Source organism: Acidovorax sp. MR-S7 (assembly GCF_000400995.2).
Lineage (GTDB): Bacteria > Pseudomonadota > Gammaproteobacteria > Burkholderiales > Burkholderiaceae_C > MR-S7.
Window position 1 is genome coordinate 35,543 of record NZ_DF238925.1, and the last position, 20,387, is coordinate 55,929.

General features: G+C 59.4%; 13 protein-coding genes. 4 read left to right on the forward strand and 9 right to left on the reverse strand.

Translation table 11 applies throughout. The annotated features are described in order from the left end of the window. Nucleotides 1-5: 5 nt before the first annotated feature. The 5 genes from AVS7_RS11560 to AVS7_RS11580 are packed head-to-tail and all read right to left on the reverse strand — an operon-like array spanning nt 6 to nt 8,540. On the reverse strand, nt 6-3,029 hold the full coding sequence (locus AVS7_RS11560) for a type I restriction endonuclease subunit R (protein WP_020228553.1): 3,024 nt from the start codon (nt 3,027-3,029) through the stop codon (nt 6-8). Next, nucleotides 3,026-4,297 carry a restriction endonuclease subunit S gene (locus tag AVS7_RS11565; RefSeq protein WP_020228554.1) on the reverse strand — a complete coding sequence of 424 codons (1,272 nt, stop codon included), beginning with the start codon at nt 4,295-4,297 and terminating at the stop codon, nt 3,026-3,028. The genes AVS7_RS11560 and AVS7_RS11565 overlap by 4 nt, the downstream gene beginning before the upstream one ends. 2 nt (nt 4,298-4,299) lie before the next feature. Beyond that, on the reverse strand, nt 4,300-5,874 hold the full coding sequence (locus AVS7_RS11570; RefSeq protein WP_020228555.1) for a type I restriction-modification system subunit M: 1,575 nt from the start codon (nt 5,872-5,874) through the stop codon (nt 4,300-4,302). Next, nucleotides 5,871-7,622 carry a DUF262 domain-containing protein gene (locus AVS7_RS11575; RefSeq protein ID WP_020228556.1) on the reverse strand — a complete coding sequence of 584 codons (1,752 nt, stop codon included), beginning with the start codon at nt 7,620-7,622 and terminating at the stop codon, nt 5,871-5,873. The genes AVS7_RS11570 and AVS7_RS11575 overlap by 4 nt, the downstream gene beginning before the upstream one ends. Before the next feature lie 15 nt (nt 7,623-7,637). Beyond that, nucleotides 7,638-8,540 (reverse strand): WYL domain-containing protein, encoded by a 903-nt coding sequence (locus AVS7_RS11580; RefSeq protein WP_020228557.1) that lies wholly within the window; start codon nt 8,538-8,540, stop codon nt 7,638-7,640. Between the two features lie 133 nt (nt 8,541-8,673). Here AVS7_RS11580 and AVS7_RS11585 point away from each other — a divergent pair, with 133 nt between their 5' ends. From AVS7_RS11585 to AVS7_RS11600, 4 genes are read left to right on the forward strand one after another with little or no spacing between them, the layout of a single operon-like run. Beyond that, entirely contained in the window at nt 8,674-10,158 is a 1,485-nt protein-coding gene (locus tag AVS7_RS11585; protein ID WP_200405922.1) for a DUF3375 domain-containing protein, read from the forward strand. Next, nucleotides 10,145-10,852: a DUF4194 domain-containing protein gene (locus tag AVS7_RS11590; RefSeq protein ID WP_024001419.1), complete on the forward strand. Its 708-nt coding sequence runs from the start codon at nt 10,145-10,147 to the stop codon at nt 10,850-10,852. The genes AVS7_RS11585 and AVS7_RS11590 overlap by 14 nt, the downstream gene beginning before the upstream one ends. Beyond that, entirely contained in the window at nt 10,849-14,223 is a 3,375-nt protein-coding gene (locus AVS7_RS11595; protein WP_020228560.1) for an ATP-binding protein, read from the forward strand. The genes AVS7_RS11590 and AVS7_RS11595 overlap by 4 nt, the downstream gene beginning before the upstream one ends. Beyond that, nucleotides 14,210-15,397 carry a Wadjet anti-phage system protein JetD domain-containing protein gene (locus AVS7_RS11600; RefSeq protein ID WP_024001420.1) on the forward strand — a complete coding sequence of 396 codons (1,188 nt, stop codon included), beginning with the start codon at nt 14,210-14,212 and terminating at the stop codon, nt 15,395-15,397. Before AVS7_RS11595 ends, AVS7_RS11600 begins: the two co-directional genes overlap by 14 nt. A 154-nt stretch (nt 15,398-15,551) precedes the next feature. Here the strand turns inward: AVS7_RS11600 and AVS7_RS11605 are convergent, their stop codons facing one another. The 4 genes from AVS7_RS11605 to AVS7_RS11620 are packed head-to-tail and all read right to left on the reverse strand — an operon-like array spanning nt 15,552 to nt 20,253. Then, nucleotides 15,552-16,910 carry a hypothetical protein gene (locus tag AVS7_RS11605; RefSeq protein WP_024001421.1) on the reverse strand — a complete coding sequence of 453 codons (1,359 nt, stop codon included), beginning with the start codon at nt 16,908-16,910 and terminating at the stop codon, nt 15,552-15,554. Continuing rightward, the gene (locus tag AVS7_RS11610) at nt 16,911-17,795 is read right to left on the reverse strand and encodes a plasmid partitioning protein RepB C-terminal domain-containing protein (RefSeq protein ID WP_020228563.1); all 885 of its coding nucleotides are present in this window, start codon (nt 17,793-17,795) and stop codon (nt 16,911-16,913) included. Continuing rightward, nucleotides 17,792-18,691, reverse strand: coding sequence for a plasmid partitioning protein RepB C-terminal domain-containing protein (locus AVS7_RS11615; protein WP_020228564.1), 900 nt, complete (start codon nt 18,689-18,691; stop codon nt 17,792-17,794). Before AVS7_RS11615 ends, AVS7_RS11610 begins: the two co-directional genes overlap by 4 nt. Continuing rightward, entirely contained in the window at nt 18,688-20,253 is a 1,566-nt protein-coding gene (locus AVS7_RS11620) for a recombinase family protein (protein ID WP_049696905.1), read from the reverse strand. The genes AVS7_RS11615 and AVS7_RS11620 overlap by 4 nt, the downstream gene beginning before the upstream one ends. Between the last annotated feature and the right edge of the window lie 134 nt (nt 20,254-20,387).

The window sequence follows — 20,387 nt, forward strand, 5'->3', positions numbered from 1 at the left end:
CTTCATCACGCCAACCCGAAATACCGTTCGAAGAAAGCAGCAAGTTTGTCCAGCACCGTCTGCTTCTTGGCTGCGTGGCCATTGTTCTTGGAAAACCGCGATACCGGCGGCAGGATCTTGGTGATGGCAGTTCCGGTTGCCGAGATGCTGCCGTCGCGGAAGGCATTGCTAATGAATTCACGTGCCGCCTCGGCATTGAGGTTTTCCTCCGCAATGATGCGTTCCAGCTCCTCGGTCTTTTTCGCCGCAACGAAGGCCTGCCACTGCGCGTCCACCTTGGCCTTGGTGTTCACCGAATCGACAAACTGTTCGATGAGGTCTTTCTTGTTGCGCAGGCCAGGACTGGAATTAATGGCGCGCTCGATGGTGGCGCGGATTTCCTTATCGTCGCCCGAGCCCTTTTTCTTCAGGTACTGCTCGACCAAGAGCAGGATGTAGTCGACATTGATTTCAACCTGCTTGATGAGCTCGATCTCGAACACCACATCATCGTTGATCGACTCCTTCTCGGCAGCCGACGTCGCCCGGAATTCCGCGTACAGGTTCAAATACAGACTCTGGTAGTCCTGAAATTCGCGCTCGGAGAGGATTTCGTGGCCCGCGAAATCGTCGAAGGCCGTGAGGATGTTCTTCAGCCGCAAAATCGAGCCGAACAGCTTGATGAATGCCTTTTGTGCTGCCTCGCCAACAATGGCTTTCCCGAGAGGGAATCCAGCCGTGAGTTCTCCGACGCGCTTTTCGTAATCCTTGTAATACTCGGCGTAAGGTTTCAACAGAACGATGCCCTTGGCATCCTTGTTGCCAAACAGGGCGAGCGCGTCGTTGGTTTCCTGCTCCAAATTCCGGAAGGAAACAATGTTGCCGTAGGTCTTGACAGAATTGAGAATGCGGTTGGTACGCGAATAGGCCTGGATCAAGCCGTGAGCCTTCAGGTTCTTGTCCGCCCACAGTGTGTTGAGCGTGGTGGCATCAAAGCCGGTCAGGAACATGTTGACCACGATGACGAGGTCCAGCTCACGTTTTTTCAGGCGCTGCGACAAGTCCTTGTAGTAGTTCTGGAACTTGTCTGCCGAGGTGTCGAAGCTGGTGCTGAACAGTGCGTTGTAGTCCTGGATCGCGGCATCCAGAAAATCCCGCGAGCCTTGATCCAGCCCCTCGGTTTCGAAGTCTTCTTCGCCAAGCAGGCCATCACTTTCCTCTTCATTCGCGGCAAAGCTGTAGATCAAGCCCACCTTGAGCCGCTGGGCCTCGGGCAACTCCTTTTGCTGTGCAACGAATTCCGCGTAGTAACGCTTGGCGGCATCAATGGACGCACAAGCGAACAGCGAATTGAAACCAGCCAGCCGTTTGCCATCGTGGCGGTACGTGCTGGCACGCTTGGTTTTCTGGTCGAAGTGCTCGCGGATGTAGCCCACGATCTGCGTGATGCGCTCTGGCGCTAGCAGCGCCCGTTCGGTATCGATGGCCGACACCTTCTTGTCTTTGATGCCCGCAGGCAATTTGACAGTGTTGATGTAGTCGATGCGAAACGGCAGCACGTTCTTGTCGTTGATGGCATCGACAATCGTGTAGGTGTGCAGCTTGTCGCCAAAGGCCTGCTGCGTGGTGCGTCGTAGCGGGTTACCTGTGGTGCCGGAGTTCTCGGCAAAGATCGGCGTACCGGTGAAGCCGAACAGGTGGTACCGCTGGAACACCCGCGTAATTTCGGCGTGCATGTCGCCGAACTGGCTGCGGTGGCACTCGTCGAAGATCACCACCACGTGCGCGTCATACACCGGGTGTTTCTTGTTCTTGACGACGAAGCGGGAAAGCTTCTGGATGGTGGTGATGATGATGCGGGCGTTCGGGTCTTCCAGCTGCTTTTGCAGCACAGCCGTGGATGTATTCGAGTTGGCTGCGCCCTTCTCGAAGCGCTCGTATTCACGCATGGTCTGGTAGTCCAGATCCTTGCGGTCCACCACGAAGAGCACCTTGTCGATATCTGGCAAGCCCCGGGCAAGTTGAGCCGCCTTGAAGCTGGTCAGCGTCTTGCCGCTGCCGGTGGTGTGCCAGATGTAGCCGCCCGCCGCGACGGTGCCGAGCTGCTTGTGATTGGTGGCTGTGGCGATGCGCTGCAAAATGCGCTCGGCCGCCACGATCTGATAGGGCCGCATAACCAGCAACTTGCGATCCACATCGAACACGCAGTATTTGGTGAGGACGTTGAGTAGCGAGTGCTTGGCGAAAAAGGTTTTCGTGAAACCTGTCAGCTCAGTGATGGGCTGGTTTTTCGCGTCGGCCCACCAACTGGTGAAGGAGAAGCTGTTGGAGGTCTTGCTTTTGCTGCGCTTGGCGGACTGCTCCTTCAAATGCCCGTCACGCACGGTGTTGCTGTAATACTTGGTCAGCGTACCGTTGCTGATGACGAAAAGCTGCACGTACTCGAACAAGCCCGAGCCCGCCCAGAAACTGTCGCGCTGGTAGCGGTTGATCTGGTTGAAGGCCTCGCGGATGTCCACGCCCCGACGCTTCAATTCGATATGCACCATCGGCAGGCCATTGACCAGCACCGTCACGTCATAACGGTTGGCACGAGCGCCTGCGACTTCGTACTGGTTAATGACCTGCAAGGCGTTGTTGTGGATGTTGGCCTTGTCGATCAGGTAGATGTTCTTGGTGCTACCGTCGTCGCGCTTCAAGACCTGCACATGGTCTTCCTGAATGCGCGCGGTCTTTTCCAGGATGCCGTCATTCGCGCCTGCAATGCAGGTGCTGAAGAATCGCTCCCACTCTGCATCCGACAGGGTGACCTTGTTGAGCTTTTCTAACTGGCGGCGAAGATTGGCCACCAGCTCAGCCTCCGATGTGATGGGCAGGTACTCATAGGCCTGCACCTGAAGCTGCTTGATGAATTCCTTTTCCAGCTCAGCTTCGGACTGGTATGCCGCCTCGCGCACTCCCAGGGCATCGGGCTGAAATTCGGCGACAACCGTGCTCTCGTTAGACAGCGCAATCGGCGCGTAGCGAAAGGGCATGAGGTCTTCGCTCATGTGGCTTCCTTGAATGTGAGCAGCCGGTCGCGGTAATGCGCGTACTGCTGGCGACGGGCAGAAATCTCGGCTGGCAAACCGCCTGAAATCTCGTTTACCAGCGCATCGAATTTATCGAGAATATTTGCAATGCGAATTTGTTCGTCGCGCGGAGGAACAGGGATTGGATATGACTTGATAATCCCGATATTCAAGTCAGAACGATTTCCTTGGCCGCGAGATCGCAAGTCTTCGTATTGATTCACTAGCCAGTGATACACGTAGCGGAAATACGCCTGCTCTGGGTCAATTTCCAAATTGCAGCAGTGTTGGTTCGTTGTCAGTGGGATCTTGTTGACAGCGGCGCGTCCACGCGTGACACCAGCGCCCGAGATAGCAACAATCACGCTGTTCTCTGGAACCCATTTTGCAGACGAATTTCTCAAGCCTTCTTCGGTGATGGAGGCGCTCGTCGAACAAATATCTGCGTAATCGACTTCCTGTGTGCGCAGCCACGGAATATCACCACCGTAATATTCGGCGCGAGTCGATAGTGGGGTTCCACCGGACGATACGTTTAGGCAGATGTCATTCATCGTCATCCACCGTATACTTGCTTGCTTGCTTGCTTGCTTGCTTGCTTGCTTGCTTGCGTCAGCGTCCGTGCATTCGCCGAATGTCAAGAGCGCGTCGCGGTAGTGCTTGTACTGCCGCCGACGCGCCTCCAGCTCCGCCTCCAGCTCCGCCTCCAGCTGGGTGAAGGTATCAAGCACTTTCACAATCTCGCGCTGCACTTCAAGCGGCGGAACTGGAATTCTGATTTTTGCAAGACTCTTTGCCGAAACGTCGATGACCTTCGTGCCTGTCGCGTGCTTTTTCTTCTCTGCGAAAAAGTGTGGTGTTTGCAGGTAGTAAGAGAGGTATTTCGGATCTTGGTCGTGCTTCAGGACCGTGGCATGCCCGCCCGTGACGATCTGCGTTTCTCCGATCCACGCAACCGCCTTGCAAACATCCTCGATGTTCTCGCTGGTATTGGTAATCACCAGATCGCCAGGATCGACCTTGGCGAGTTTTTCGGCTTTTTCTGCCGGGACAAAGGACTTTGTCTCCGCTGTCCAGATGCCGTAATAGGTGTAAATCTGTCCGTAATGGATGCACCCAACCCCAGACTCCACAAAATCGGCCTTCGGCATTCCGTTGCCGCGCACCAGTTTGCCGAAGTCACCAATAGCCCTGAAGTCAACGCCGTTTGGGCATAGCTTTGCAATCAGGTCGTCGATCTGGCTCATACTTATTCTCCTTCCAGATCGGCCACAATGGCATCGATCTGCTCCCTTAACTCCGCTTGCCGTGCCACGATACGGCTGATTTTGGCGTTGAGTACCCGAATATCCACTGCCTCGCGCTCGTCTTTCTGCTCAACGTAACTGGACACGGCGATGTTGTAGCCGTTGGCAGCAATATCGCCGTTCTCGACCAGCCGTGCGAAGTGCTCAATGCTCTGGCGGCCGATGAAGGCATCGAGGATTTTTTGCTGGTGTTCGGGCAGTAGCTTGTTCTTGTTGCCGCTGCGTACGAACTCGGCACTGGCATCGATGAACAGCGTAGCGTTATCGTGCTTGGATTTCTTCAGGACGATGATGCAGGTGGCAATCGTAGTGCCGAAGAACAGGTCGGGCGGCAGCTGGATCACGGCATCGACATAGTTGTTGTCGATGAGGTACTGGCGGATTTTTTGCTCCGCACCACCGCGATAGAGCACGCCGGGAAACTCGACAATCGCCGCCGTGCCGTTGACCGCCAGCCAACTCAGGATGTGCAGGGTAAAGGCGAGGTCGGCCTTGCTCTTGGGGGCGAGCACACCCGCAGGGGCAAAGCGCGGATCGTTGATGAGAAGCGGGTTGGCATCGCCATCCCATTTGATCGAGTACGGCGGATTGGAGACGATGGCTTCAAACGGCTCGTCATCCCAGTGCGCTGGATCGGTAAGCGTGTCGCCATGGGCGATGTGGAACTTTTCGTAGTTCACATCGTGCAGGAACATGTTGATCCGGCACAGGTTGTAGGTGGTCAGGTTGATCTCCTGCCCGTAGAAGCCCTGGCGCACCGCGTCATGACCCAAGACCTTGACGAAATTGAGCAGCAACGAGCCGGAGCCGCAGGCGGGGTCGTAGACCTTGTTGACCTCGCTTTTGCCGACCACGGTGATGCGGGCCAGCAGTTCGGAGACCTCCTGCGGCGTGTAGAACTCACCGCCCGACTTGCCAGCGGTGGAGGCGTACATCTGCATCAGATATTCGTAGGCGTCGCCGAACAGGTCGATGGTGTTTTCCGTAAACCCGCCATCGTTGCTGGCCAACGGCAGGTCGCCGATGGCGTCGAGCAACTTGACCAGTTTTTCGTTGCGCTTGGCCACGGTGGGGCCGAGCTTGCTGCTGTTGACATCGAGGTCATCGAACAGGCCCTTGATGTCGTCCTCGGAATCGCTGCCCGTAGCCGAGCCCTCGATGTCGGCAAAGATGCGGGAGAGTGTTTCGTTGAGGTTGGCGTCATGCCGGGCGCGGGCGCGCACGTTGGCAAACAGTTCGGACGGAAGGATGTAAAAGCCTTTTTCCTTCACCGTCTCGGCGCGACCGAATTCGGCATCGTTATCTGAGAGTTTTGCGTAGTCGAAGTCCGGGGTGCCCGCGCGGCGCTCCTGCTCATTGAGGTAGCTGGTCAGGTTCTCGGAGATGAAGCGGTAGAACAGCATCCCGAGAACGTAGGTCTTGAAGTCCCATCCATCGACGCTGCCGCGCAGGTCATTGGCGATGCGCCAGATGGTTTTGTGCAGCTCGGCGCGTTCGAGTTCTTTGTTGTTGCTCACGATGTCAAACCTCCCGCCGCTACCGCAGCAGCAGGAAGGCTGTTGTCAGCTGCAATCTCAAGATTCCAATGCGTGCTCAATACGTTTACAAGGCGCTTTTGCCGTGCAGTCAGCAGCGTGGGCGTCCACTCGCTTTCCGATCTAACTTCCTGCGTCAGCACGAATGGTGATGCGGTGCCCTTGCCTCTGAAGTAGGCGTCTTTCTTCTTGGCAAAGTCGTAGTTGCTGGCAGACGAGTTCTTGTTCCTATCCAGCGGAACCAGATTGGCCAGACGGTGCGTCCAGCCGTCGCGCTCGTCTTCATCCGGGAACCACTTGATCCAGTCCGAACCGTCGGGCGGGGTTTGCGGCAGAACGTGCTCCAGAGACACGGCATCTTGAAGCTGCACGCCGGGGGCGCGCACCAAGGACTCAAGGCGCAAGACCAGCGCCATCCGTGCCTTGGGCAGATCGTCGTACACGTCTCCATCGAGTGCCGCGACGAACTTGCGCTTTTGCGCGTCTGTCAGTGTCAGCGTGGTGAGCGCAGCCAGATCCCCCTTGAAGGTCTCCGGTTCAATTTCCTTGGTGAGCGCAGCGTAGGTTTCGATGCGCTCGTTGATGCCCACCTTGGTGACCAACAGGAAATAGGTCAGGCGTTCTAGTGATTGGAAAAATTCGGCAAGCAGTTTTGGCTGCTGCCGGAAGCGCTTGAAATAAACAAGTGCCGGGGGCACCCAGTCCTTGAAGTCCACCCGGTTGAGCCAAGACAGGTGTTCGTTGATGGTCTCGGCGTGCTCGGTGGCCTCGAAGTCGGCATCGCGCACGAAGTCCCACACCTCGGCATAGGGTTTGATGACCTTGTCGACGAGGTCGATGGGGGTCTTGTACTCGGTGACGTGTTCCTGAAACTCCTTGACCAGGATGTACTTCTGCTTCTTCTTGGCGTAGATGCTGCGGATGTGGCCAAACAGGTCACCGAAGGCGTCGCGGCCCAGCGAGCTTTCGATCCGGCTCCACTCTTTTGCGTAGGCGCGGCTTTTGACGTCACCTGCCGTGGTGCGGATCAGACCCAGCACCTGCGCCTTGATGATGTCGATAGGTGCAAGATCGAGCCCCCGGTTGTTGAGTACGGAGAAGATGCGGTACGCGGCTTCGAGGTCGGGCGTGGAGATGACAACCAGCGAGCAGTCATTGGCGAGGAACTGCCATAGCGCAATGAGGTCGGCAGACGGAAGCGCCTTGGCCTTTTCGTGCAGCAGCGTGGCGTTTTCACGGTAACGCAAACGGCTGTCTTTCAGCTTGTCCGTACTGGCGACCAACTGTGCGATGCCACCCGGCTCCTGGATATTGGTGCGGAAGAAGTCGGCATCTTCCTCGCGGGCGGTTAGGCGGTACTCGTTTTTCTCGCCAAGACTGACCTTGCCCCTTTTGTAGAGGAAGTCGGTGATGTCATCTGCTGCATCCGGCATCACGGTGCGCAACACGGCGAACAGCATCGTGAGCGTAGACAGGCGTTGCTGGCCGTCGACCACCGATGACTTCGGGTCCCGGTCGTTCTTGATTAGAACGATGCTGCCCAGGAAGTATTGGCTGCTGCCCCCCGAGACACGCGCGTCCTGCATCGCCGAGTACAGATCATCGAACAGCTCTGTGGCCTGCTCGGTTGTCCAGGCGTAGGGGCGCTGGTAGTCTGGAATCTCGAACTGGTAGCTGCCTTCGAAGATCTCCCGGATCAGTTTGTCGTGGGCTTCAAGTGTCTTGGCCATTGCGTTTGTTCATCCCTATCGTTTCTTTGGGCTGCTCGGGGCTTGGTAGCCCGGAGCCAGCTTGGCGTTTTCAACGCCGTACAGCGCCAGCGGATCGCTGAGCCATAGACGGTACTGTTCTTCCTTGAGACGGTGGTCGGGTGAGCAGTCCACGCTCCAGCGCAGCAGCATGTAGCCAGCTACAGCGGCGCGAACACGCATCCGTATTGATCCGCCCGTCATCGCGTAATCCATTTGAGTGATCTCTGGACGGGGCTGATCTGGATGTGGAATCAGCTCTAACTCGACAATCCGGGTCCACTGAATGTCTTGATCGCTCATCTCATGGGCTGCGACCGGCTGCCCTTTGAGCACGACAGGGTTCTTGATTCGGGTGATGACGAAATCCCGGAACTCCTGGGACTTCCGGTCGAAGGCGCGGACATGCCAGCGCAGGCCGTTGTCGATCAGCGCAAAGGGGACGACTTCCCGCTCAGTACAGCCACTAGATATGGAGTAGTACTCAACGCCAAGCGGACACCCCAGATGGATCGCCCGGGTCACGCTTGCCAGCACATCCAGATCCGGGTGCGTAAGCCGTGAGGGGCTTTCGCTGGCCACCCACGCCTTGAGCCGCATCGGCTCGCCGTCACCAAAGCCCTGCGTCAACCAAGACAGCACCCGCTCCGGAGGAAAGTCGAAGATGGGGCGGAAGTCCGGTCCCAGGACGTAGGCCTTGCCTTTGGGGTCATAGTCGATGTTGCCTGGAGACAACTCCTTATAGAGCGCCAAATCCCGAGTTGCCGCTGCGGACTGGATGCCAAACCGCGCAACCAGGTCCTGCCGACGAATCTCCCCCACGAAGCGCACACGCAGCTCAATGAACGCGAGCCGGTCGCGCTGAGGCTGGGTCAGTTCTGCAAGTTGGTCTTTGGGCATTCCTGAGTGCTCTATCGGGTTAACGAATGCTTGTGCGGGTTGTTGCGGGAAGTATATAAGCTGCTCTAGAATGTGGCAATGTAATGTTTATGATTCTTGTATGCGTTGCATTGTGATTACCACATGACGGGCAATGCCCGCACTTTGGAGCACGGGAGTGAAAGCAGACAAAGCCATCGCGACCTACCGGCGCATGCGGGCGCAGCCGCTGTGGCGTCTGCTTGCCTCGACTACCGGGCCTACCGTCATTGGCTTGCTTCAATCTCATCTGTATGAGAGCGAGCGAAGCCTCCCTGCCTCCATTTTTCACGAACGCATCGCAAGGGATCTGGAAGAGCTGCGCGCCCAAGGCGAAGACTTTCCCCAAACGGCACAGGCGTATGTCGCCAGCTGGCTCGCCGATGGGTTCTTGGAGCGACGCTTCCCGGCTGGGGCTTCAGAAGAGGAATATGAACTCTCCACGGCGGCCGTCGAAGCCATTCGGTTTGTCTCTGGCCTGGCACAGCCGCACTCCGCCGCGACCGAAAGCCGCCTGACGCTCGTCATCGAGGCTTTGGCCCGACTTGCCGAGGACACCGACACTGACAAATTCCGCCGCATCGACCGGCTCATGGCCGAGCAAGCGCGCATCGACAAGGAGATTGACGCCATCCAGAAGGGGCAGATGCGCGTGCTGCCCCATACAACGGCGCTCGAGCGCACGCGGGAGATCATCACGCTGGCCGATGATCTGGCAGGTGATTTCCGCCGTGTCCGCGATCAGTTCGACCAGCTCAATCGCGATCTGCGTGAACGCATCATGGACAACGATGGCAATCGTGGAGATGTGCTGGATTCGCTGTTCGCCGGAATCGACCTGATTTCAGAGAGTGACGCCGGAAGGACTTTCTCCGCTTTCTGGCGATTGCTTACGGACCCAGAACAGGCCGCAACGCTTGATCAAGCGCTGGATAGCGTGATGTCGCGGGAGTTCGTGGGGCAGCTCGAAGCCAAGGAGCGACGATTCCTTCTGCGGCTGACGCGAACTCTTCTCGAGCAGGGTGGCATGGTTCACGAGGTGCTCCAGACCTTCGCGCGCAGCCTGAAGCACTTCGTCCAGAGTCGTGAGTACCTCGAGCAACGCCGACTCAATCACCTGCTGAAAGACGCCCAGCGCGCAGCACTGTCCCTGAAGGATGAAGTCAGGGCCACTGAAACCCTCCAGTACACGCTTGAGCTCACGAGCAGTCGGTTGCGCTCCTTGTCTCAATGGGTTCTGCACGACCCATCCCTGCAAGCATTGCCTGGGCAGATGGCTGAAGGGGATGCGCCGCCCATCGACCTGGAGTCTGTGAGCGAATTGGTCGCACAGTCCGAGATCGACTTCCGAACACTGAAGGCCAACGTGCTGGCAGTTTTGGAGCAACGCTCCCAGGCATCGATTTCCGACGTGCTGGAGCAGTTCCCCGCTGCACAGGGGCTGGGCAGCGTCGTCGGCCTGCTTGCGTTGGGCAGTCGGCATGGGTTCAAAGCCGACCACAGTGAAACCGTAGGGTGGGTTGGAGGCGACGACGAGCGTCGTAGCGCCCGAATTCCAAAGATCTTCTTTTTGAGGGAGCGGGCCAATGAACTGGTCTGAGAACGACGAATCGGCAATGCCAGCCGAAGCACAAGCACCCGATGCTGTTCAGCCGCCTGCCAACACCCTGTTCCTGGGCGACAGCGGCGAGTTGGCATTGGATACCCGGCGCGCCTTGGTGCAACTGCTGGCAGGGCCGTCGCTCGATGGACGTCGGCATCCAAAACTCTGGCCGATCTTGGTACGAGACGAAGCGGTGATACGTCGGCGCCTTGCCGAGCTGTTTCTCGAACTGGTTATCGACCGAGATGTACAGGTCGCCTTCACGCGCCAGGCAGATACCGGCGACCTCGAAGTGCCCCTCCTGCTGCGTCGCGCCCAGCTGACGTTCATTGACTCCATTCTGTTGCTCCACCTTCGCCAGCGATTGACCCAGGCGGACTCGCAAGGCGACCGTGCAGTGGTGTCGACAGACGAGATCACGGAGTTCCTCTCCCTGTATGAGCGCGCCGCCAACACCGACCGTGCGGGGTTCGTGAAACGGGTCCACGCCTCCATCGAGAAGATCAAGAAGCACAGCATCCTGCAGAAAATTCGCTCGAGCGAGGATCGCTTCGAGATTTCGCCGACGCTGAAGCTCCTCTTCTCGGCAGAGGAAATACAAGCGCTGACGCACCTGTATCAGCGCATGGCGGCCGGAGAGACACCAGCGCAACTGGTTCAGACTGAAGCTGATGAGGATGCCGACCAATGATCCCGGAACCCCAAACCGCCTCCTTGTTCGCCCGCGAGCAGTTTAGGATGACCCGCCTGCAGGTTTACAACTGGGGCACTTTCTCCGGCCTGCACGACGTGCCGATCAGCGAGCGAGGTTTTCTGTTTGTTGGTCGATCCGGCGCAGGGAAGTCGACGCTGCTCGATGCATTTTCGGCGTTGCTGACACCACCTCGATGGATCGATTTCAACGCGGCTGCGCGCGAGGCGGACCGCAGTGGCCGTGACCGCAACCTCGTCACCTACATACGTGGCGCGTGGGCTGAACAGAAGGATGGGGAGTCGGGAGAGATCGCGACACGCTACCTGCGCGCGGGGACGACCTGGTCTGCCTTGGCGCTGACCTACCAAAATGCGTTGGGTCAGTCTGTGGTGCTGGTTCAGGTGTTCTGGCTGCGGGGCAATGCGAACGGCAGCGCCGACGTCAAACGCCACTACCTTGTCATGGAGCGGGCCTTTGACCTGCGCGAACTGGAGGACTTCGGCCAATCCAACTTCGACATACGAAAGCTCAAACAGTCTTTCCCCGAGGCGTTTGCCCGCGACGAATTTCGTCCCTATTGCGAACGGTTCTGTCGTCTGCTCGGCATCGAGAGCGAAATGGCGCTGCGTTTGCTGCACAAAACCCAGTCGGCCAAGAACCTCGGCGACCTAAATACCTTCCTGCGCGACTTCATGCTCGACAAGCCCGAGACCTTCGAGGTGGCGGATCGCTTGGTCAGCGAGTTTGGAGAGCTCAATGCGGCCCATCAGGCGGTCGTCACGGCTCGCGAGCAGGTTCAAACGCTCGTGCCAGCGCGGGAGCAGCATCAGCGCAGGGACTCATTGATGCTGCAGCGCAATGGACTGGATGAGCTTCGGCTGGGGGTTGATGGCTACCGTGAGACTCGCCGTATTGAGCTCCTCAAAGAGCACGTGGCATCCCTGGAGGTGCAAGCCAACGGTTCAGAAGGTGAAGTGGGGCGACGTCAAAGCACGCTGGATAACCACGCCGCAATCTTGCGCGATCTGGAGCGACAGCACCGTGAAGCAGGCGGTGATCAGATCGAGCAATGGGAAGCCGAGAAATCGGGGCTGGAGAGCCAGCGCACGGATCGCCTGCGCAAACGCGGTCAGGCCGAAGATGCGTGCAAGAAGCTGGGCTGGAGCCTTCCTGATTTGCCTCAAGCCTTCGCTGAGCTGTTGGGCAACGCACGGCAGGAGGTTGAAAACTGGGAGCAGCGCAGCAACGATAGCCGCGCCGAGCAGTTCCGCCTGGCAGGTGAAAAAAGGGACGCTGAGGCAGCATTTTCGCAAGCAGTGAAAGAGGTGCAGGCACTCCAGCGCCAGCCATCGAACATTCCGGCGGACATGCTGGAAATGCGTCGAGACATCGCTGCCGCCATCGGGATCTCGGAGTCGGCACTTCCCTTTGTTGGTGAACTCGTCGAGGTAAAGCCTGACGAGGCCGAATGGCAGGGGGCTATTGAGCGCGTACTGCACGGGTTTGCACTCTCACTCCTGGTTGACGAACGCCAGTATTCGGCGCTGGCGAATCACATCAACAGCACCCATCTTGGACAGCGCCTGGTGTATTACCGGACTGGCCGTCCAGAGACCTGGCAAGCCAAGCCCATCGGGGCAAATTCGCTCGTCCTCAAGCTGAACGTCAAGGAGGGGACGTATGCCGATTGGCTCCAGGCCGAGCTGCGACAACGCTTCGATTACGCGTGCGTCGACTCTATTCAGTCGTTCAGGAGTGCTGATCGCGCCATTACCCGTGAGGGTCAGGTCAAGCACAGCAAAACCCGGCACGAGAAAGACGACCGTAGAAGTGTCGGCGACCGACGAAACTGGGTGCTCGGATTCGATAACCGGGAGAAGCTCGGGCTCTTTCAAGCTCAGGCACAGGAGCTGGCTGACACCATTTCGCGCCTCGGCGGGGAGATCGAAAAACTCTCCGACCAAGACAAGAATCGTGCGACCCGAGCGATGCAGTGCCAAACCCTGGTGAATCTCCAGTGGCAGGAAATAGATGTGCTCCCATTGCTGGATCGCATCTCCACCATTGAACGGCAGATCCGCGAAGCGCGCGAGGGGAACACCACCCTGCTGCAAATCAGTGAGCAGATCGAGAAGCAAAAGAAACTCGTCGATGATGCTGACAAGGATCTTCGCCAGGCAACGCGTGCGCACGACTCGATTGTTGACCAGATCAAGACCAGCACCCAGAAACTGGAATCCCTCTTGCAGGACGCGTCTATCGTTCCATTGACGCCCCATCAGGTTTCGGGTCTCGACGAGCGCTTCGCCAAGCAGTCAGATGCAGTCCGGCTCGACAACCTCGACAAGGTGACAACTTCTGTAGAACGCGCACTCAATGCGGAGATCGAAGAGGTCAACCGTGGGATTGGTGCCTGCGAGAAGGAAATAGAAGCACGCTTTGCTGATTTCAAACGGCAATGGCCGATGGACGCGGGCGACATGGACACGAGCCTTGCCAGCGCGCCTGACTTCTTCGCCAAACTGGTTCGACTGGAAACGGATGGGCTACCCGCCTATGAGCAGCGATTCTTTGAATTGCTGCAGAACCAAAGCCACCAAAATCTGGCAGCACTCTCAACCTACCTGAACGATGCGCGTAAGGCGATCCTGGAACGGATGGATCTGGTCAACGACAGTCTTGGTCAGGTGCCCTTCAACCAGAGTGCCAATCAACGCACCTATCTGCACATCGACGCCAGTGACCGGCAGCTTGTCGACGTCAAGGAATTCAAGCAGGAGATCCAGCAGGCACTGAGCCATGCATGGACGGAGGATCGCGAGTTTGCCGAGGCGCGGTTTCTAGCCTTGCGACGACTTGTTGATCGACTCGCCAGTCAGGACCCCGAGCAAAAGCGCTGGCGCGAGACTGTGCTCGATGTTCGACAGCATGTTGAGTTCATCGGGCGGGAGATCGATGAAAGCGGCGTCGAGGTCGAGATCTACCGCAGCGGAGCAGGCAAGTCCGGCGGCCAACGGCAGAAACTGGCCACTACGTGCTTGGCCGCAGCCCTGCGATATCAACTGGGCGGGAACGACCACGGCGTGCCGATGTATGCGCCCGTCGTGCTGGATGAAGCCTTCGACAAGGCGGATAACGAGTTCACCGCTTTGGCGATGAACATCTTTACCAATTTCGGATTCCAGATGGTGGTCGCTACACCGCTGAAGTCCGTCATGACCCTTGAGCCATTCATCGGTGGCGCCTGCTTCGTGGATATCAGCGATCGGCGCGTGTCAGGCGTCCTGCTGATCGAGTACGACGGTGATCGTCAGCGGTTGAAGCTGCCAGAGCACGCTCGAGAGGAGGCTAGCGTTGAAGCTTCCTGAAGATGTTCGGCAGCTTCTTGCCCGTCGCTTTCAAAGCAAGCACCGCGAGTGGTTGATTGGTGATCCGGGCGAGAGCCAATGGCCGCAGGAGGTTCCGCTCGGCATACCGACGGAGCAGGCTGCACTGAGGCAGGTCGACGGCGTTCGCGCTTGGGTGAGCGCATGGCAAAGGTGGCAGGCTAACACCGTACAAACATCGGGCACCTTGTCCTGGTGTGGGCGCCGGTGGAAAGCCCTTGGCGTCCAGCGACTGCCGGAGAAGCTGGCGTTGCGCGGCCCAGAGGATGTTGCCATGTGGATTGGTGAGTCCGCACGATGGGAGTGTGCTCAATCTCGCTACCAGACGCTCACCGCTCGCTGGCCGGTACTGGCGCAGCAGTTGCCGAGGTACTTTGATGTCCTGGCGGACTACGGCGATGCCGATTTTCGTCGGCTTGCAGAGATGCTGGATTGGATAGCGAACCATCCGCAATCCGACCTCTATCCCCGCCAGCTGCCGGTGTCCGGGCTGGACAGCAAATGGCTCGATGGACGCAAAGGACTGCTGACGGATCTGGTGGCCGCAATACAAGAGGACTCTTCCAGCGACCTGGATTTCTACCAGCGCTGCGGACTGAAAGCACCTCCACTCCTTGTGCGAATGCGGGTGCTGGATCAGGCATTGCGAGCGAGGGTCGGTGGCGTGGGTGACATCACTGCACCAGTGGAAGACCTGGCGGGACTCAATTTGCCCGTCTCACATGTGTTTATTGTCGAGAACCTTCAAACGGGACTGGCAATGTCCGACATGCCGGGCGCTGTCGTGTTCATGCGCCTTGGCTATAACGTCGACGTGTTGGCTCGTTTCCCTTGGCTTGCCCGCGCGAAGTGCATCTACTGGGGTGATTTGGACACCCATGGATTTGCCATCCTGCATCGAGCCCGTTCATACATTCCAGAGTTGCAATCCGTGCTCATGGACGAAGACACCTTGCTTCGACACAAGCCACTGTGGGTGGATGAGTCGGCGCAGCATCCAGCAACGGAACTGACGCTCCTGACAGAACAAGAGCAGCAACTCTATCGGGATCTCAAGCAGCAACGCTGGGGCCAAAACGTTCGCTTGGAACAGGAGCGGATCAATTGGGATGCTGCATGGAGCACTTTGAAGCGCTCGATTCTTCAAAATAACTGATCTGCCTCGCGAGATCACGCTAATGAGCCAAAGCCGTTAGCCTGGCTGTGCGCAATCTCTTTTGGAAATGAGCGAAATCAGAGAAATGAGAGTCCCGACAAGGGCTTGCGGGCGTTTTGATGCGGCGAAACGAGCGAAATGAGCTTCTGCGCCACTACGCGAGTCGGTACACCCGCGATGGCGTACCCGGCGTGTCGGCAGGCCGCTCGACCAACTGCACGCTGATCCTGGGTGGAGTGGCCGCCAGCAGGTGCTCTAGGCTGGCGTCGAGCCGCGCCTTCGGCACCTTACCCTTGAAACATTCGGCGCTGATCTGGCTGCGCGTGGCCTGACCGCGTTCGTGCAGAAAGGCCAGTACGCGGTTCGAGAGTTCCAGCACCTGCGCCAGCTTTGCCTCCTCGGCGGCGCTGACGAACACGAATCGCACGGACGCCGTGGCGTGGCGAATCCACGCCATCGCCGCGTCGATGTGCTGGGCGTCGATGCGGGTTTGTAGATCTGTCAGAGCCATCAGCATTGCCAGACGCAGCAGCATCGGGGCCCGGCGTTCCAGAAGCGCCCCGACAACACTGTCGCCAAGATCGTCGTTCAGATCCACCCGGTAGAGTTGGGCGTATCGCCACTGGGCCTGCGGCGACAGTTCGATCCGCAGGTGTTCGCGCTCGTCGTGCAGGTCGGCACCAGCGAAGGCCAGTACCTCTTGTGTTCGCGCAGCCAACTTCTCGACCGTCGCCTGTGGCGTTTCCTTTGGGAACGGCAGCATCCGCGTGCGTTCTGCCCAAATCATCAGGAAGCGATTGGCGAAACCGTTGGTGAGTTCGCGCGCGCTCATCAGGCCCGTCAGTTCTCCCGGTGAGATCGCGCCGCTCAGGCACACGTGCGGATCGCTGGCGTAAAGCCGGTTCGACTTGGTGGCGGGTTTGAGGTCGACGCCATCCCAACAGTCACGCAGTGCGGCCGACAGCGTGTTGCCGTCGCGCCGCCCTTGGTGCAGCACGTTGGCGAACTCGGATTCGACCACCCACAGCCGTTTGTCCTCGATGGCGGGCACATCCTGGCGACCTTGTCGATAGCCGTCGTGGATCAGCGCAGCCAGTCCTTCGCGCGTGGACAAGCCGCCGCGATGAATCTGCGGCGCGAAGGCTTCGTCCATCGCTCGCAGTGCCTGATCGATCCGCAGTACCAGCGACACCGCATCGCCCTTGCGGCCACGGCCGGAACGCCCGATGTGCAGGCAGAACAGCCGCGCGTGATGCCGGGTATTGCCGATGGGCAGATACACGCCACGCCCGATGGCGCATGACAGATACGTCAAGAAGTTGGCGGCGATGGCGTAGGCGTTGGTTTCCGTGCCGTCGCTGCCCGCGCGGGCGACGTCGCCGATCAGGCCATAGAGGCAGGCCGAATCGGCTTCGGGGGCGCAGCGGTGCGCGGCCACGTCCGCCTCGTCGTGTTCATCACCTGGTAGTGGCGTAGCGGGCGCGGAAACACTGGCATCGGTGACCGGGCGCATTCATTTGCCGTCCAGAGTTACCGTCTGGACGATGTTCTCGAATTCGGCCAACACGTCGGGCTGGCGTTGCGACAGGAAGCGGAACACCGCCTTGTTGTCGATCAGCTTGGCGAGGTAGCCCCGCGCCAATACGAGCAGCAGCACGTCCTGCCCGTAGGACTTCTCGACCAGCTTCAGTTGCCCTTGCAGGTTTCCCATTTCGCGCTCCATTTTCGCCATCTGATCGGCGGTGACGCCGCGCAGCTTCCGTGGTTTGGTTTCGCCGACCAGCAGTGGCGGCGGCGTGGCAGCGAGCAAGGCCTCGGCGTAGGCGACCGTCATGTTGTTGGCAGTGAGCATCAGTTCGATGCACTCGACCTGCCGCGTGGGTTTCATCTTGCGCAGCACCGAACCCAGATTGGCGGCGAAGTGCAGATCCTTCAGCATCTCGACCGCCTCCGGGCAGATGCCGTCGAGCAAATTCACCTTCTTGTGGATATGGCTGACGTCCACGTTCAGCGCCTTGGCCAGCCGATCGGGCGTGACTCCACGCTCGACCGCGCGCCGAAGCATGTGGTGCTCCTGAATGGACGAGATGCGATTGATGCGGTTGTTGTAGGTGTAGCTTTCGTCGTCGGTGGCGACCAGGCACGGTGCGTCGGCGTAGCCGAGCTGTTGCAGCGCCAGCAACCGCATGTGCCCATCGAGCAGGACATGCTGGCCAGTCACCTTGTCGGCCTTGCCCACGCTCAGGGGCTCGATCAGGCCGACCGCCTCCATCGAGGCCATGATCTGCTTGAACTTTCGGGAGGTATGCAAACCCTCCGGTGTCTTGCGCGACGGCAGGATGCGATCCAGCGGAAGCGTCAGCGGATCGGGAATGAAGCCCAGCGGCGGCCGACTCATGCCGCGTGGCCTCCTGCCCAGACCCGCTCGGCCAGTTGCTTGGGCAAGGTGTCCAGGCCTTCGGCGCGCAGCAGGTTGGAGAAATGCTCGTCGGCCAGCAACTGACGCAGCGCTTCGATCACGAACAACAGGCGCTGCTGCGCGAACTCGGCCTTCTTGACCATCAGCTTCTGCCGCTCGACCTCGTGCTGGTAGTTGCGCACGAGGCTGGAGGTGGTGACGGACGCGCCCTTGCGCGCAGGCCGGTGGGCCAGCGTCTTGCCCAGGGCGCTGCGCCGCTGCAGCACGCGCCGGGCCTGCATCAGCTGCCCTCCACGCAGTTGACCGCTTTCGTAGGCTTCTTGCAGCGCGGCCTGTACCGATTCTTCGTCGCTGGCACCCGCGATGGTGATGGCGACGTTGAGCGGAACCCTCCCGGACTCGACGGCAGCGAGCAGACGTTCCTCGCCTTTCGCGAACAGGAGCAGGATGCCTTTGATGTAGTCGAGGCTCAGGCCGGTCTTCTGGGCGATGACGCGCCTGTCGTAGCCCTGCTGGCTCAACTGCTGGATGCTCATCAGCAGTTCCAGCGCGCTGTATTTCCTGCGGGCGATGTTCTCGGTCAGGCTCATGATGAAGGCGTCTTCGTCGTTGACCGTGACGACCAGCGCCGGAATTTCCTTCTCGCCGAGCGACTTGAACGCCTTGAGCCTGCCTTCTCCGCAGATCAGCAGGTAGCGTTTGCCATCCTCCAGATCGTCGCGTGGCGTGACCGTGACCGGTTTCTTCAAGCCGAGGCTCTTGATGTTGCCGACGATCTCCTCGAACACACGGCCATTGCGGTCGCGCGGGTTGAGCACGGCGATCTGATCGACCGGAATCATTTGCAGGTCGGTGGCGTGGTGTGGCTTGGTCATGCGGCCCTCCGGATGCGGCTGCGCTCGGCCATGCCATAGAGGTAGTCCAGGCTATCGAAGCGGTAGCTCTCGAATTCGAGGCCGTTGTGATCGGCCAGATGGATGCCCGATTTGCCGAAATCCAACCGAGGAAGCAGGTAGTAGTCCAGCGCGGCCTGGTTGGTCTCGTCGAGTCGAACGGCGACCGTGATGTCCGGTGTCAGGCTGGTGTCGAAGCGCACTTTCCAGCGACGCCGGGCGTCATCCAGCAACTGGCAGCGCGAGAGCACCAGCGAGACGGTGAACTCGCGGTTGACCGTCAGCAGGTCGGTCGCCGGATCACGCACGACCGCGCCGCCAACCTCGGCGATCATGCGTTCGGTCTGGCCGACGATCTCCGGGTGCAGGCGGCGCAAAAACTGGTTGACCTCCAGATACTGGTAGTCCCGATCCGGTGTGAAGCCCACAGTTTGGTAGGCGCGGATCAGGCTGCCGAAGCGGTGCGCGTAAGCCGCCGCCGAGGGCATCCCTTCGGCCTCGTCGATGATCAGGCCGGAGAGGTAGCCATGCTGCTGGAAAAGCCGCCGCAGCTTCTCGATCAGCTCCTCGTTGCTGAAGCGGTGTGCACGCTCACGCAGGATGCCCTGCGCGGTGTAGAACAGTTCCGGCGGCACGATGCCTTCGAACGCGCCTTCCTTCTTGATCCACATCTCCGGGTTGTTCACCACCCGCGTTTTCTTGAGCTTGAAGGAGCGTCGGTTGTAGACGTTGTTGCCGATGTACTTTTCGTTGGACAGCACCTCGCGAACGGTGGCCCGTGTCCACGCCCGACCCAGATCGGTGACGATGCCCTTGGTGCTGAGCCGGTCGGCGATTTCCGACTCGAACAGGCCGTCCTCGACGAACCAGCGGTAGATCTGGTTGACGATGGCGACTTCCGCGTCCGGGCCGGGCTGCAAGATCACGCGGTCGGTCTGCAGGCTCTTGTGCTCGCCGCGAGACAACTGCCCCTTCACCGAACCGGACTGGTCGATCAGCACACGGCGCAGGCCGTAGCCCGCAGGCCCGCCCTGACGGAAGCCGAGTTCGATCAAGCGACACTGGCCCGCGAACACCTTCGCCGACAGCTCACGGCTGTATTCACCCGCCATCGCGCGCTTGACGCCCTTGACGATGGTGGACACGGGCGAGCCGTCGTTCTCGAACTGCTCGGCGCAGTAGGCGACCTGAATCCCGGCGCGGCGGCAGATGTACTCGTAGTAGGCGCTTTCGTCCGCGTCCTGGAAACGACCCCAGCGGCTCACGTCGTAGACGAGGATGATCTGGAAATCGGCCTTGCCCGCCTGCACGTCCGCGATCAGTTGCTGGAGTGCTTGCCGCCCGTCGATGCGCAGCCCGCTCTTGCCCTCGTCGGCGTAGGTGCGGACGATTTCGATGTTGCGCCGGGCGGCGTACTCGCGGATCTTGTCGCCCTGGTTCTCCGTCGAATACTGCTGGTGCTCGGTTGACATCCGCACGTACTGCGCTGCCCGAAACACCGGGCCCGACCCCGGCGGGTGTGGAGGAGGTTCGATTTCTTGCATAGGCCCGGTCACTCTGTGATTGGTGCTCTCGGGTCCGCCACTCCTTTCAATGAATGCGACGCCACGCCACGGCGGCAGCACACACGGTCGGAATTGTTGCCATGCAGAACATTCGAGAGCCTGTTTGGGGTCGA